Here is a 14,977-nt window from a genome sequence, read left to right as displayed (position 1 = left end):
AAATACAAAAATGAAAATAAAAGAGACACCTTTAAAAGATTGTTATATCATTGAACCTACAATTTTTGAAGACGAAAGAGGATACTTCTTTGAAAAATTCAATGAAAAGAAATTTGAAGAACTTACAGGAATGAATGGGCACTTTGTTCAGGATAATATTTCAAAATCTTCATATGGGGTACTCAGAGGCCTTCATTTACAGAAAGGAGAACATGCCCAGGCCAAACTGGTATCTTGTCTGGAGGGAAAAGTTTTTGATGTAGCAGTTGACTTAAGAGAAGACTCACCCACATTTGGTAAGTGGTTTGGTGTAGAGCTTACACCTGAGAATAAACTTCAGCTTTATGTACCGCGAGGTTTCGGACATGGTTTTTCCGTTTTAAGTGAAACTGCAATCTTTTCGTATAAATGTGATAATTTTTATGATAAAGAATCTGAAGGAAGCGTCATCTGGAATGATCCGGAATTAAATATTGACTGGAAATTACCACTTGAATCAGTTATTCTTTCTGAAAAAGATAAGGCTTTACCGAAATTCTCCGAACGCAATTTCTAAAATAAAATATTGAAAACCACTTTCCTAAAGTGGTTTTTATTTTTTGAGCCTTACTCTTTATTATTTTGTATCTTTGCACACTCAAAATCAAAACGATGCGTACTAAATCTGTAGGGAAGAAGAAAATCAATGTAGTTACTCTTGGATGCTCCAAGAATGTATATGATTCTGAAGTATTAATGAGCCAGCTGAAAGCAAATGGAAAAGAAGTGATTCATGAAGACCGCGGAGATATTGTTGTAATCAATACTTGCGGATTTATTGATAATGCGAAGGAAGAATCCATTAATACAATCCTTGATTATGTAGATGCAAAAAACAGAGGCGAGGTTGAAAAAGTTTTTGTTACAGGTTGTCTTTCTGAAAGATACAAACCAGATCTTATTAAAGAAATTCCGGATGTAGACCAATATTTTGGAACAAGGGACCTGCCTGTTCTTCTAAAGCACCTTGGTGCAGATTACAAGCATGAACTGGTAGGTGAGAGATTGACTACTACCCCTAAGCATTACGCATATCTTAAGATTTCAGAAGGTTGTGACCGACCATGTTCTTTCTGTGCTATTCCTTTAATGAGAGGCGGACATGTGTCAACGCCGATCGAAAAACTGGTTTTAGAAGCTCAAAAACTGGCAAAAAAAGGAACAAAAGAGATCATCCTTATTGCACAGGATCTTACTTATTATGGTCTTGATATTTATAAAAAACGTGCGCTTGGTGAACTTTTAAAAGAGTTGGTAAAAGTTGAAGGTATCGAATGGATACGTCTTCATTATGCTTTCCCAAGTGGCTTTCCCGAGGATGTTCTGGATATCATCCGTGAAGAACCTAAAGTATGTAATTATATAGATATCCCTCTTCAGCATATTAATTCTGATCTGTTGAAATCTATGAAACGTGGGACAACTCATGAAAAAACGAATGCATTATTAGCTAAGTTTAGAGAGAAGGTTCCTGATATGGCTGTAAGAACAACCTTAATCGTTGGATATCCGGGAGAAACTGAAGAAAGATTTCAGGAGTTGAAAGACTGGGTAAGAGAGCAAAAATTTGACAGATTAGGTTGCTTCACTTATTCTCATGAAGAAAATACCGGTGCTTACGTACTAGAAGATGATATTCCACAAGAAGTAAAAGAAGCAAGAGTGGAAGAGATCATGGAATTGCAGTCACAGATTTCCTGGGAGAAAAATCAGGAGAAGATTGGGAAAACATTCAAATGTATATTTGATAGAAAAGAAGGTAACTATTTTATTGGAAGAACAGAATTTGATTCCCCCGACGTAGACAATACAGTTCTGGTTTCCGCTGATGAAACTTATATTTCAATAGGTGAATTTGCAGAAGTGAAAATAACTTCAGCAGAAGAATTTGACTTATATGGTGAACTGATCTGAGAACCTGCCTTTTAGCAGGATTATATTTACACATGATTTTCAGGAATAATTGAAAATATTAATAAAATTTAACGCAGCAAATCAAATTGTAATATTATTGATTATATTGATTTTCAGTAAGTTGCTATTTTGCTAAATAAAAGTCTTTTATTTTTTTTATATAAAATGAATAAATTTCAAAATTATGTCTTAAATTTGCGCAATAAGCAATGTTTTAAAATCAAATGCTTCAATGAGTTGCCTATCCAAATAAAGCTGGAAAATATGGATGGCTTAGAAGATAAAGCACAAGTTGGGACGCATTTTCCGTTTTGGAAATATTGATGAAAAATAATGTAATTTAAAATCTTTAAAAACTTATGAAAAAATTTTTATTAACAGCGACAATGCTCGTTGGCCTTTCGGCAGTTTCCAAGGCTCAGACAACGGGACGTGTGGGTATTAACACGACTGCACCGGCCGCAACATTAGACGTGGTAGCTACTACTACTGACAATACTAGACCTGATGCCTTACTAGTCCCTCGTATGACAGAAGATCAGTTAGCAGCTAAAAATACTGCGTATGCAACTGCTCAAAATGGTGCTCTTGCATTTGTTACAGCTGTAGATGGTACAACGACAGCTAAAACTGTAAATGTTACAGCTCCTGGTTTCTATTACTATGATGACCCAACATCTACTTGGAAAGCAGTAGGAGGTGGTGGTGCTGTTACCCCTCAAAAGTATGAAGCGATTAGAGGAACAGTAACTACAACTAGTGCGGGAGCTTACACCGTTGCTGCAAACGACTACTTAATAGTAACAAATATTGCGGCAGGAGGTGTTACTATTACTTTCCCTCCGTTGACAGCTGCAGATGCAGGACGTACAGTGCTTGTATTTAACAATAACCCTTCAACTCAAGCAAACACTATTCTTGGTATAGTAGGACAGGCTGGTAATAACAACCTTAGAGGTAGAACATCAGTAGTTTGGACTGGAACAATTTGGGTGAGTGTTGGATTATAATATAATGCTCTGTGATAATTAATTTTTAAATTTTATACAACGATGAAAAATATATTTAATCTTTTATTATTGGTTGGACTTGGAACAGTTAGCTATGCTCAGGTTCTTACTAACCAGCCAACAAATGCTACCATTACAAATTCTAACGTGTTATTAGATGGAAGTACAAACTTCAGTACTGAATCTGGTGCTCAGCCATATGTAGGTAAAGGGGTTATTATTCCAAGTGTAGACTTGGTTAACTTCCAGTTTGATCTTACTTTAGCAGATAGTGTTACTTTCCCAACTTACTTCGATGGTATGCTAGTATATAACAATGCTACAGGAAATACTCTTACAACTGGTAACAGATCCTCAACAGCAACAGCTGTTACTCCTGGATACTACTATTTCTATAACCCAAATGGAGCATCAAACGGAAACGTTACTGCCGGGGTGTGGAGACCAGTAGGTGGAGGTAGTGCTAAATATGATGTAACTACTACTTCTGAAGTAGCAACAAATACATTGGTTGGAAGTAAGCAGGTTTTTGCTAAAAAAGGGACGTTCACTGCTAGTGGAAGCTCTACTTCACCTACAGCATACATTCCAGGACCTATAACTATTCCGGCAAGTGCTACAGCTTCTGTATACAGAGTAACTATTTATAAAGCAGGAACAGGTACTGTTTATGATAACAATGTATATTCTTATGATATTGCAACAGGAAATCTTATTACAGGATCTCCTAGTATTTCTGTAGTTTATCCATCAGGAAACTATGATTATACAGTAGAATATATCAAATAAATAGATTCTAATTTATATTTATAAAAAAAGCCAATGAGATTCTCATTGGTTTTTTTATATGGATGGTGTTAATTCCTTTTAAAAGCTAACAGTTGCTCATAGTATACATTTGGTATTTAATTTGAATATGAATAGCATAAGAAGGATAGAAGTAGATGATAATTTAAAGTATATAAAATTTATAGAGCAATTAGTTTAGGGTAAAAATTATTGTTAAATAATTTATGAGTGATTTACTTTACAACCTTAATAAGCCTATTAAAACAGTTCTGTATGGTTTAATATCTTAAAGTTTTTATTTTTTGTATAACTCCTTTGCATTACTATTGAATTTCTTAAAATAAATAATTATCTGATTTTCAATTATTTATAAAATTGTTAATTTCAATTTTTTTATTAAAAAGTTAATTATGTTAACTTTTATGCTAATTTTTTAACATTTTTTAACAGTGCTACCTAAAACCCCTGTTAATAGTAACTTACAGGCTTTGTTAACATATAATTTTGTTTTCATTAACAGTTTTTAACATATAGAGTAGGGACTTTACAACATTCCTTATACTTTTGCTCCGTCAAAACCAATAAAATTCAAGATGATGAAAAGATTCATTCTCGTAATCATAATGATGATTTCAACCCTGGGTGTTTATTCTTTTACAGGTAACACTTTAGATGCGAAGAAAACAAGTTATGCATCGTACTACCACGATAAGTTTAATGGTAGAAAAACAGCAAGCGGAGAAATTTTTAGTAATTCAAAGTTCACTGCTGCAAACAGAACGCTTCCGTTTGGGACTAATATTAGAGTTACCAATCTGAACAATGGAAAACAGGTAATAGTAAGGATTAATGATAGAGGACCTTTCCATTCATCAAGAGCATTAGATATTTCTAAAGCTGCGTTCGATGAAATCGGAAATATCAGTCATGGTACCATTCCGGTTGAATATGAAATTGTCGACTAAATTTATGATTTAAATTAAAAAGCCAGCTGTATCAGCTGGCTTTTGTTTGTTCTAAACATTTACTTCCAATAGGGCAGGGCAATGATCGGAATGTACAGCTTCCTTTAAAATTACAGCCCGTGAGAGCTTATCTTTTAAGGTATAGGTTGCAAAATTATAATCCAGCCTCCAACCTTTATTTTTGGCTCTGGAATTCTGTCTGTAGCTCCACCATGTATAATTGTCAGGTTCATTATTGAAAAAGCGGAAACTGTCAATCAGCTCACATTCTTCAATGAAGCTGGTCATCCATTCTCTTTCCATCGGAAGAAACCCGGAAACATTCTTTAAACGGACCGGATCATGAATATCAATAGCCTGATGGCAAATATTAAAATCACCGGAAATAATAAGGTTAGGAATCGTTTTCCTTAATTCCTTTATGTAAGTAAGGAAATCATGGCAAAACTGCATTTTAAACTCCAGTCTTTCAATATTGCTGGCAGATGGAACATATACTGAAATTACAGAGTACCCATCGAAATCTGCGCGGATAATTCTGCCCTCATTATCATAGCTCTCGATACCACATCCGTATTCCACATGATTAGGCTTGATTTTCGACGCAATTCCGACACCGCTGTAGCCTTTTCTGACTGCGGAATGCCAATAACTGTAATAACCGATTTTTTCAAGACTTTCAATATCTATCTGATCGTTTCCGGCTTTACTTTCCTGAATACAGATTGTGTCCGGATCAGCAATTTTTAGCCAGCCCAGAAAATCTTTAGTAAAGGCTGCCCTGATTCCGTTAACGTTATATGTGATTAACTTCATGAATTTTTGATGAAAAATTTAAAATGTTCGTTATATTTTGAAGGAATAAATTCAGTGATATCATAATCTGCTATCTGATGAATATAAAAAGGGTCTTTCGTAATGATTTCTTCAACTTCCTCTTTAGAGCCTGCATCTGCAATTATAATCCCTCCGGTTCTTGGTTCCTTTCTGCCCGAAGCGATAAAATTTCCGGAAGTATAGTTTTTTTCAAGAAAATCATTGTGCTCCGGAATGAAATGTTCTACATTTTCCAGAGAAGTTTTGTAAGTCAGCGAGATAATAAACATCGTTTTTTTGCTAAGATATGAACTCTTTCAGACTATTAAAAGTATATGTAAAAAAAGAAGCGGCAAAAATCATCCGATTTTTGCCGCCTTAAACCCAAAATTTAAATTAAACTATGAAAAAAATTATTTGGGTTCTAAAATGCTGATAGGAATAATACATTCTTCCAATGAAATTCCCCCATGCTGGTAAGTTTCTTTATAGTAATTCACAAAGTGATTGTAATTTTTCGGATAAGCCAGGAAAATATTATTTTTTGCAAAAATATATTTTGAGCTTAAATTTCCTTTTGGAAGAAACAGCTTTTCAGGATTGGTAACAGCCCATACATCACTGTCATCATAAGTTAAGCTTTTTCCTGTTTTATAACGGATATTGGTGGATGTTTCACGGTCACCGACTACTTTGCTTGGTTTTTTAACGTATACCGTTCCGTGGTCTGTAGTAATTACAAGTTTATATCCGTTTTCTGCAGCAGCTTTAATAATCTTTAGTAATGACGAGTTTTCAAACCAGTTAAAAGTAAGAGATCTGAAGGTTTTGTCATCACGGATCAGCTGGTCTACAATATGATTATCTGTTTTGGCGTGAGAAAGTATATCAATAAAGTTGTAAACAATAACCAGAAGGTCATTATTTTTATGCTGGTTAAAATCATCATAAATCTTTCGCTCAAAATCCGCATTCAGAACTTTAAGATATTTCATCGATTTAGATCCTAAACCGATTCTTTTCATCTGATCTTCCAGAAAATCACGTTCATATTCATTTTTATTCCCCTCTTCATTATCGTTGAACCATTTATCAGGAAAACGTTTCTCGATTTCAGACGGCATCAACCCTGCAAAGAAAGAGTTTCTTGCATACTGTGTGGCTGTAGGAAGAATACTGTAATAATAATCTTCTGAAATTTTATTGTAATATTTAGTAAATAATGGTTCAATAACTTTCCACTGGTCAAAACGCAGATTGTCTACCATAAGAAGAAGAACTTTTTCTTTCTCTACCTCAGGCTTTACTTTTTCCTTAAAAAGAGTATGGCTCATTAAAGGTTTATCAGGATCTGTAAGCCAGCTTTCGTAATTTTTCTCAATGAATTTGGCAAACTGGATATTGGCTTCCTCTTTCTGGGATTGAAGAAGGTCAGAAAATTCATTATCTGCCACTTTATCGAATTTTATCTCCCAGCTTAATATTTTCTTATAATATTCCGCCCATTCCTGATAAGTTCTGATATAGGAAAGTTCCATAGACAGGTTTCTGAACTCCTGCTGATACTGAAGAATTGTTTTCTGCTCCACAAGATTATCCTCCTGCAGATTCTTTTTTAATGATAATAAGATCTGGTTGGGATTTACAGGCTTTAAAATGTAATCTGCAATCTGAGATCCGATGGCTTCTTCCATAATATGCTCCTCCTCACTTTTCGTTACCATCACGATCTTTAAAGAATTATCTTTGTCTTTGATCATTGGAATAGCCTCCAGTCCTGAAATACCGGGCATATTTTCATCAATAAGTGTCAACGCAAATTTCTCTGAATCCATAAGCTCCAGAGCTTCGTTTACATTGTTAACAGGAGTTACCTGATAACCTTTTTTTTCTAAGAATACGATATGGGGTTTGAGTAAATCTATTTCATCATCTATCCATAATATCTTTTCCGACATATATTTATTTTTTTACATGGTTATTGCATCAAAATGTTGACCAATTCTTTTTAAATTCTCACAAATTAGAGACAACAAAAGTTAAATATTAGTTAAATGAAAATCCGCATCATTACTACTGATATTCAAATTGTTTAAAAACCGGTCTTTATATAATCCAAAGCTCTTTCCAGAACCTCGTCTTTTCCTTCCTGTATACCTTTTACAGTAGGCTTTATGATAATATCAGGGACAATTCCTATCCTCTGCGTTTCCCTTCCATCAGGGTAATAGGCTCCAAGTCCTGTAAAACAAGTGTCAAGGTCTGCAATTTTAAATCTTATAACGTCACCATTGGCCCCTGAAGTATTACTGCCGATCACTTTAACATTCGGGTGTTGTTTAAGCATCATCGTTGTGGTCTCTGCCTGGCTTTGTGTGCTCTCGTCTGCTAAAACAATTACGCGTCCTTTATAATAATCCGGATTTTTTCTTCCGATGCTGTTTTTTGCGCTATAAAATTTACTCAAATAATCCGTCTCCGGAAAATTAAATTGATAATAAATTGTTTTTTCCGGAAGAATTAACCTGCTTAGAGGAAAAATAGTCTGTTTAGGATAATTTCTGAGATCAAAAATGATTGACGTAGCAGATTTAAAATCCTTATACATATCATCCAGATCACTTTTTTCAATAATACCCATATTCACATAGCCTGTCTTTTTGTCCGCATCCAGAAATTTCCACTTTTGCTGAACAGCCGGTATTTCCTGGGTAATATCTTTAAGAAGATATGTTTTCACCTGAACAGCAAGATTTTGCCCACCGCGTTCTATTTTTAAAGTAATGGAATTATTATTACTGAAAAGAAACAGATTCCTGACTTTATTGATCTTTCCCCAGGAATTGGATGCAGGAATGTATTTCCCTAGACCATTCACCATCTGAGGTATCGTCCGGCCATTGACATCGTAAATCACATCACCAGTTTTCAAAGATGTTTCTTCATCAAATTTATTTTTAATGATCTTTGTTACAACCAGTTTTCCTTCCGCATAGCTGTATAATGCCGGGACTTTTCTTCTTCCATATTGATTTACATTGATTATAGGTGAATATAGAAAGGCGTGGGAATCATCAGTTTTTGCTACCAGTTCTGCGAGAGTTAATTGGTAATTTTCATCATTGTCAATATTCAGGAATTTAGGAACCATTTCTGTTAAAACATCGTTCCAGTTCTGATCTGTAAGGTATTTGTATGGGAAAAAATATTCTACCAGATTCCAATATCTGAAAAGCTCCAGCAGGCTGATTTCTTTTGATGTGAATTTTGAACCGTATGAATTCTCATTTTTAAAATAAACCTTTTTCCCTCCTTTCCCGAAATAATGACTGCTGCTTAAATTTCTGTTATTTTGAATAAAAAGTAACTCCCGGGTAACTTCCTCATTGAATATTTGTTTATTATTAATCCAGTTCAGGTCAAAATTTCTCAAAAAATAAACTTTCTCTTTATCTTCTTTTGGGCATTTTTTGCATTCATCAATTTTTCCGAGACTGCTGATCCATTTGGAATATAATTCGTTAAGCTGGGCTTTATCCTGAATATGATCAAGTTCATCAATTTTTTGAAAGAGCTGCTTATCCCAATCAAAATCTCCTTTGGCAACATGAGGATGATAATACTTTAAAAATCCCCAAACCCTGCACAGCGATTCCAGCTTTTGAGTTTCAGATAAAGCCTGTGCCGAAAAATGTAAACTGAAAAAAAATAGAATGAAGAGAGAAATTTTTCTCATTAAACAGTAGCGTTATTTATACAATCAAAGATATATTTTTAAAATAGAATATGCAGAAGCATCTGTGTAAATTCGTATGATCTGTGGTTAAAAAAAATAAAAATATATTGCATATGCCGACAGCTTAAAATTCTTAACACCAATTTATAATCCCTAAAATTTAAAATCCCTAACTTTGTTTACCAATACCAAAGCCTCCATGCAGAATAAGTTAAAGATCATCAACGATCCCGTTCATGGTTTCATCAGAATCCCACACGAAATTTTATTTGACGTTATAGAACATCCTTACTTTCAGAGACTGCGCAGAATCGGGCAGACGGGACTTCTCAATCTGATCTTTCCGGGAGCTACCCATACAAGATTTCACCATGCGCTGGGAGCAATGCATCTGATGTTTACGGCACTGGAAACCCTGCGTCAGAAAGGGGTTAAGATTACCGAAGAGGAAGAAAAAGGAGCAATGCTTGCTATTTTGATGCATGATATCGGCCACGGACCTTTCTCTCATGCATTGGAAAATATGCTGATGGACGACTGGCACCACGAAAAACTTTCCTTATTATTAATGAATAAGCTGAATGAAGAATTTGATGGACAGCTTTCTGTAGCCATCGAAATGTTTCAGGGAAAATACCATCGGAAATTTTTCAACCAGCTTATCTCTTCCCAGCTTGATGTAGACAGGCTTGATTATCTGAACAGAGACAGCTTTTTCACAGGTGTTTCAGAAGGAAATATCAATACACAAAGGATCATTTCCATGATGAATGTATGCAGCGAAGGCGAATTGGTGATTGATGCCAAAGGGGTTTACTCCATTGAAAACTTCCTTACCGCCAGAATGTTTATGTACTGGCAGGTGTATTATCATAAAACTTCAGCGCTCGCAGAGTTTCTTTTGGTTAAAATTTTGGAAAGAGCAAAATATCTGATTTCCGAAGGAATGGATCTGCCTGCAGGAGAAAATCTGAAATATTTTTTAAACCGTGGGAAAAGTGCAGCTACCGATGAGGATATTTACAGATTTACGCAACTTGATGATAATGATATAATTCATGCGATGAAATCCTGGCAGGATTCCGAAGACTTTATTCTTTCTTATTGGTGCAAATGTGTGATCCAGAGAAACCTTCCTAAAACGATTATTTCCACCCGCTCCTTTAAAAAGAAATTCATTGAAGAAAAAATAAAAAACACCAATGAATTTTTCGGAATTGATAATGGAAAAGAGCTTGTACATGAGATTAAGAGGAAATTACTGCCTTATGACACCAAAAAACAGCCTATTTATCTGCTTCAGAAAGACGGTAAAAAGATCAGGCTGGAAGAGTCGCAGGATCAGCTGTTGTCCGGGCTTATGGTACACAAAACAGCCAGGTATATTCTTACCTTTCCGAGAGATATTTCCCAGATAATATCTTAAATAATCTTAAAATTCACGTTCCTAAAATCAAAAAATGTTTGCGAATTACAGAATTTCTTATCTTTGCAGAATATGGAATTTACAGCTTCGCAAATTGCAAGTTTTATTGACGGACAGATAATAGGCGACGAAAGTACGGTTATTACGGGGGTTTCACCAATTGAGAATGGTGAATCAGGACATCTTTCTTTTATAGCACAGGATCGATTTTCCCATTTTTTAGATACCTCAAAATGCTCCGTTATTATTGTTTCGGAAAAACTTATAGATAAAGATAATTATAATCCTACCTTAATTGTTGTAAAGGATGCATACCTTTCTTTTCAGATTCTGATGAATCTGTATCAGGAAATGCAGGGCAGAAAAGAGGGAATCGAAACCGGTTCTTCTATTCATGATACTGCTGTGATTGGTGAAAAGGTGTATATCGGGGCATTTACTTATGTTTCTGAGAAAGCCAGAATCGGAGAAGGTTCGCAGATTTATCCGCATGTATATATCGGTAAAGGAGTTAAAATCGGTAAAAACTGTAAAATTGACAGTGGTGCCAGAATTTATGACTACTGTATTATCGGAGATAACTGTGTGATTCATTCCAACACGGTTGTGGGGGGGGACGGATTCGGTTTTCAGCCTACTGCTGAAGGATTTAAGAAGATTCCTCAGTTAGGAAACGTGATTATCGAAGACGATGTGGAAATCGGCTCAAACTGTAGTATCGACAGAGCTACAATAGGTTCTACCATTATAGGGAAGGGTACCAAGATTGATAACCTGATCCAGATTGCTCACAACGTGAAAATCGGTCAGAACAATGTGATTGCGGCACAGGCCGGAATTGCAGGATCTACTACTATCGGAGACTGGAACCAGATCGGAGGACAGGTAGGAGTCGTTGGCCATATCAAAATTGGTAATCAGGTGAAAATTCAGGCTCAGAGTGGTGTGAATTCCAGTGTTAATGATAAAGAAACATTGTACGGGTCCCCTGCGATAAGTTATAATGACTATCTTAGAAATTACGTCCATTTCAGAAATTTTACTGAAATTGTAAAGAGAATAAATAATCTTGAGGATATCTCAAAAGATAAAACTAATGAGTGATATGCAAAAAACACTCCAGAAAGAAGTAACGCTTTCTGGAATTGGCCTTCATACAGGTAAAGAAGTAAAACTTACCATTAAGCCTGCAAAGGAAAATACAGGTTTCGTGTTCGTAAGAACAGACCTGGAGGGACATCCTCAGGTAGAAGCGGATGTTAATTATGTAGTAGCAACAGAAAGAGGAACAACATTAGAAAAATTAGGCGTAAAAATCACTACCTGTGAGCACCTTTTAGCTGCGTTGGTGGGATGTGACATTGATAATGCCATTCTGGAAATGGATGCTTCCGAGCCTCCAATTTTAGACGGATCTTCAAAATTCTTTGTTGAAGCTATTGAAAGTGTAGGAATAGCAGAGCAGAACATTGCCAGAGAATATCTGGTAATAAAAGAAGTACTGAGCTATGCAGACCCGGCATCTGGATCAGAAATTACAATCATTCCTTCAGATACTTACGAAGTGACTACCATGGTAGATTTTGGAACCAAAGTATTGGGAACCCAGAATGCTACCCTTAAAAATATTTCAGAATTTAAAGAAGAGATCTCTTCTGCAAGAACCTTCAGCTTTCTGCATGAACTGGAAATGCTTTTGGATCACGGATTGATCAGAGGCGGAGATATCTCTAATGCTATAGTATATGTAGATAAGGATCTGACTCCCGACACTACAGAAAAACTGAAAAAAGCCTTCGGAAAAGATAACGTTTCTATCAGACCGAACGGTATTCTTGATAATCTTACATTAAATTACCCTAACGAAGCTGCCAGACATAAATTACTTGACGTAATTGGTGACTTGGCTTTGGCTGGCGTAAAAATAAAAGGTAAAGTAATTGCAAACAAGCCGGGACACTTTGTGAATACCCAGTTTGCAAAAAAACTGAACCGCCAGTGGAAACTTCAGAAAAAGAAAAACGTACCAGATTTCGATCTTACCAAAGAACCTGTTTTTGATATTAACGGAATTATGAAGCTTATGCCTCACAGACCTCCATTCTTATTGATTGATAAAGTTCTTGAACTTTCAGATTCTCACGTGGTAGGTTTGAAAAATGTGACTATGAACGAACCTTTTTTCGTAGGACATTTCCCTAAAGAGCCTGTAATGCCTGGAGTTCTTCAGGTAGAAGCTTTGGCTCAGACAGGAGGTATCCTTGTATTGGCAAGCGTTCCGGATCCTGAAAATTACTCCACTTATTTCATTAAAATTGATAAAGTAAAATTCAAGAGAAAAGTAGTTCCCGGTGATACTATGATTTTCAAAATTGAATTGATAGAGCCTATCAGAAGAGGTATTGTTCATATGCAGGGATACGGATATGTAGGAGATACCGTAGCAGTAGAAGCAGAATTAATGGCTCAAGTTGCAAAAAATAAAGTTGATTAAATGATTCATCAATTAGCAGCCGTAGATAAACGCGCAAAAATCAGCAAAAATGTAATTGTAGAACCATTCACTACAATTGCCGGGGATGTAGAAATTGGAGAAGGAACCTGGATAGGCCCGAACGTTACCATTATGGACGGGGCGAGAATAGGTAAAAACTGCAGGATTTTCCCGGGAACGGTAATTTCTGCGATCCCTCAGGATCTGAAGTTTGATGGTGAAGATACTCAGGTTATTATCGGTGACGATACAACAATCAGAGAATGTGTTACCGTAAACAGAGGAACAAAAGCCTTAGGATTTACAAAAATAGGAGCGAACTGCCTGATTATGGCAACTTCCCATATTGCTCACGACTGTGTTATTGGTGATCATGTTATTATCGTGAATGGCTGTGGTATTGCCGGACACGTAGAAATTGGCGATTATACTGTGATGGGTGGCCTTAGTGCTGTTCACCAGTTTGGTAAAATCGGAAAGCATGTGATGATCTCCGGAGGTACTTTGGTAAGAAAAGATATCCCGCCATACGTAAAAGTAGCTAGAGAGCCAATGTCTTATGCAGGAATCAACTCGGTTGGTTTAAGGAGAAGAGGATTTACCAATGAGAAAATTTTTGAGATCCAGAAAATCTACAGAGCTATTTTCCAGATGAAGATGAACGTTTCCCAGGCTATTTCACACATTGAAAAAGAAATGCTTCCGACAGCTGAAAGAGACGAAATCCTTCAGTTTATCCAGAACTCTCCAAGAGGTATTGTAAAAGGATACGGAACAGGTAAAGAAAGTAATTAATATAAATTACAAATGAAAAGTTTAATCTTACTAATAATGCTTTCAGCTTCATCTTTGTTGTTTGGACAGCAAACGGAAGGATTAAAAACTGAAAAAATAACGAAGACTTCAATCATGGAAAGAAAACATCCTGAGAAGTCTAATGACAGTATTGCTAAGAATTATTTAAATGATGTTCTGAAACGGTCAAATACTGGGAGCTCAATTTTTGGGACCGCCAATCAGTATAATTCTGAAATTCAGATGAATGTAAACAGATTGAATAACAATATGAATGCATTCAATAATAATACATTTAACAGAATGATGCCTCAGGGGCAGGGAATACAATTTAATAAAAGAAAATAAATATATACAAAATTTAATGGCAACAAGTAACGATATCAGAAAAGGACTTTGCATAGAGTACAGTAACGATATTTTTAAAGTAATAGAGTTTCTTCACGTAAAACCAGGGAAAGGACCTGCTTTCGTAAGAACAAAATTAAAGTCAGTAACCAACGGAAAAGTAATCGATAATACTTTCTCTGCAGGTCACAAAATTGACGAAGTAAAAGTAATCACAAGAAAGTTCCAGTATCTTTATGATGATGAGAACGGATTCCACTTCATGAATAATGATGATTTCTCTCAGTTATATCTGAATAAAGAAATGATTGAAAATGCACAATTCATGAAAGCAGGAGAAGAAGTAACGATCATTTTGAAAGAAGTTGACGAAACACCTCTTTCTGCCGAGCTTCCTCAGTCTGTTTATCTTGAAGTAGTTGAAGCTGATCCGGGAGTAAAAGGAAATACGGCAACCAATGCTCTTAAGAATGCCATTGTTGAAACAGGAGCCAGAGTAATGGTGCCTTTATTCATCGAGCCGGGTGATAAAATTAAAGTAAGCACAGAAGACGGCAGCTACTTAGAAAGAGTAAAATAATAATTAAATTTACATAAATTCGGTTTGCACTGGCAGTCCGAATTTTGTTTTTATAAGAAAACCGA

General features: G+C 35.6%; 15 protein-coding genes. 11 read left to right on the top strand and 4 right to left on the bottom strand.

The window, feature by feature from the left end; translation table 11 throughout:
* The first annotated feature begins 10 nt into the window (after positions 1 to 10).
* The 5 genes from rfbC to ACQWU4_RS06320 all read left to right on the top strand — a co-directional run bounded on the left by rfbC (position 11) and on the right by ACQWU4_RS06320 (position 4,717).
* Complete coding sequence (rfbC, locus tag ACQWU4_RS06340; RefSeq protein WP_429934930.1) at positions 11 to 556, top strand: dTDP-4-dehydrorhamnose 3,5-epimerase; 546 nt, start codon at positions 11 to 13, stop codon at positions 554 to 556.
* Between the two features lie 95 nt (positions 557 to 651).
* Positions 652 to 1,953 carry a 30S ribosomal protein S12 methylthiotransferase RimO gene (gene rimO / locus ACQWU4_RS06335; protein ID WP_429934929.1) on the top strand — a complete coding sequence of 434 codons (1,302 nt, stop codon included), beginning with the start codon at positions 652 to 654 and terminating at the stop codon, positions 1,951 to 1,953.
* Between the two features lie 386 nt (positions 1,954 to 2,339).
* Positions 2,340 to 2,963, top strand: a complete 624-nt coding sequence (locus ACQWU4_RS06330) for a hypothetical protein (RefSeq protein WP_429934928.1) — start codon at positions 2,340 to 2,342, stop codon at positions 2,961 to 2,963.
* Between the two features lie 42 nt (positions 2,964 to 3,005).
* Positions 3,006 to 3,752, top strand: coding sequence for a hypothetical protein (locus ACQWU4_RS06325; protein WP_429934927.1), 747 nt, complete (start codon positions 3,006 to 3,008; stop codon positions 3,750 to 3,752).
* Between the two features lie 593 nt (positions 3,753 to 4,345).
* A complete protein-coding gene (locus ACQWU4_RS06320; protein ID WP_429934926.1) occupies positions 4,346 to 4,717 on the top strand; it encodes a septal ring lytic transglycosylase RlpA family protein in 372 nt (123 codons plus the stop codon).
* Between the two features lie 51 nt (positions 4,718 to 4,768).
* On the opposite strand, the gene ACQWU4_RS06315 is transcribed toward ACQWU4_RS06320, so the two are convergent.
* The 4 genes from ACQWU4_RS06315 to ACQWU4_RS06300 all read right to left on the bottom strand — a co-directional run bounded on the left by ACQWU4_RS06315 (position 4,769) and on the right by ACQWU4_RS06300 (position 9,269).
* The gene (locus ACQWU4_RS06315; RefSeq protein WP_429934925.1) at positions 4,769 to 5,533 is read right to left on the bottom strand and encodes an exodeoxyribonuclease III; all 765 of its coding nucleotides are present in this window, start codon (positions 5,531 to 5,533) and stop codon (positions 4,769 to 4,771) included.
* Positions 5,530 to 5,823 (bottom strand): YciI family protein, encoded by a 294-nt coding sequence (locus ACQWU4_RS06310; protein WP_429934924.1) that lies wholly within the window; start codon positions 5,821 to 5,823, stop codon positions 5,530 to 5,532. The genes ACQWU4_RS06315 and ACQWU4_RS06310 overlap by 4 nt, the downstream gene beginning before the upstream one ends.
* Before the next feature lie 123 nt (positions 5,824 to 5,946).
* Positions 5,947 to 7,491 (bottom strand): PglZ domain-containing protein, encoded by a 1,545-nt coding sequence (locus ACQWU4_RS06305; RefSeq protein ID WP_429934923.1) that lies wholly within the window; start codon positions 7,489 to 7,491, stop codon positions 5,947 to 5,949.
* 134 nt (positions 7,492 to 7,625) lie between these two features.
* Entirely contained in the window at positions 7,626 to 9,269 is a 1,644-nt protein-coding gene (locus tag ACQWU4_RS06300) for a S41 family peptidase (protein ID WP_429934922.1), read from the bottom strand.
* Positions 9,270 to 9,468: 199 nt separating this feature from the next.
* Here ACQWU4_RS06300 and ACQWU4_RS06295 point away from each other — a divergent pair, with 199 nt between their 5' ends.
* The 6 genes from ACQWU4_RS06295 (at position 9,469) to efp (ending at position 14,912) form a co-directional block, all read left to right on the top strand.
* Positions 9,469 to 10,695 (top strand): HD domain-containing protein, encoded by a 1,227-nt coding sequence (locus tag ACQWU4_RS06295; protein ID WP_429935080.1) that lies wholly within the window; start codon positions 9,469 to 9,471, stop codon positions 10,693 to 10,695.
* A gap of 72 nt (positions 10,696 to 10,767) precedes the next feature.
* The gene (gene lpxD, locus ACQWU4_RS06290) at positions 10,768 to 11,799 is read left to right on the top strand and encodes a UDP-3-O-(3-hydroxymyristoyl)glucosamine N-acyltransferase (RefSeq protein WP_429934921.1); all 1,032 of its coding nucleotides are present in this window, start codon (positions 10,768 to 10,770) and stop codon (positions 11,797 to 11,799) included.
* Positions 11,792 to 13,189, top strand: coding sequence for a bifunctional UDP-3-O-[3-hydroxymyristoyl] N-acetylglucosamine deacetylase/3-hydroxyacyl-ACP dehydratase (locus ACQWU4_RS06285; protein WP_429934920.1), 1,398 nt, complete (start codon positions 11,792 to 11,794; stop codon positions 13,187 to 13,189). The genes lpxD and ACQWU4_RS06285 overlap by 8 nt, the downstream gene beginning before the upstream one ends.
* Positions 13,190 to 13,984: an acyl-ACP--UDP-N-acetylglucosamine O-acyltransferase gene (lpxA, locus tag ACQWU4_RS06280; RefSeq protein ID WP_429934919.1), complete on the top strand. Its 795-nt coding sequence runs from the start codon at positions 13,190 to 13,192 to the stop codon at positions 13,982 to 13,984. It abuts the gene before it with no gap.
* Positions 13,985 to 13,996: 12 nt separating this feature from the next.
* Positions 13,997 to 14,332 carry a hypothetical protein gene (locus ACQWU4_RS06275; protein WP_429934918.1) on the top strand — a complete coding sequence of 112 codons (336 nt, stop codon included), beginning with the start codon at positions 13,997 to 13,999 and terminating at the stop codon, positions 14,330 to 14,332.
* A 16-nt stretch (positions 14,333 to 14,348) separates the two neighbouring features.
* Positions 14,349 to 14,912, top strand: coding sequence for an elongation factor P (gene efp / locus ACQWU4_RS06270; RefSeq protein WP_429934917.1), 564 nt, complete (start codon positions 14,349 to 14,351; stop codon positions 14,910 to 14,912).
* The last annotated feature ends 65 nt before the right edge of the window (positions 14,913 to 14,977 follow it).

Origin of the sequence: Chryseobacterium sp. MIQD13 (genome assembly GCF_050496705.1) — a bacterium.
GTDB lineage: Bacteria > Bacteroidota > Bacteroidia > Flavobacteriales > Weeksellaceae > Chryseobacterium.
Note: the sequence above shows the minus strand (reverse complement) of the source record. Positions and strands in the feature narration are given on the sequence as shown.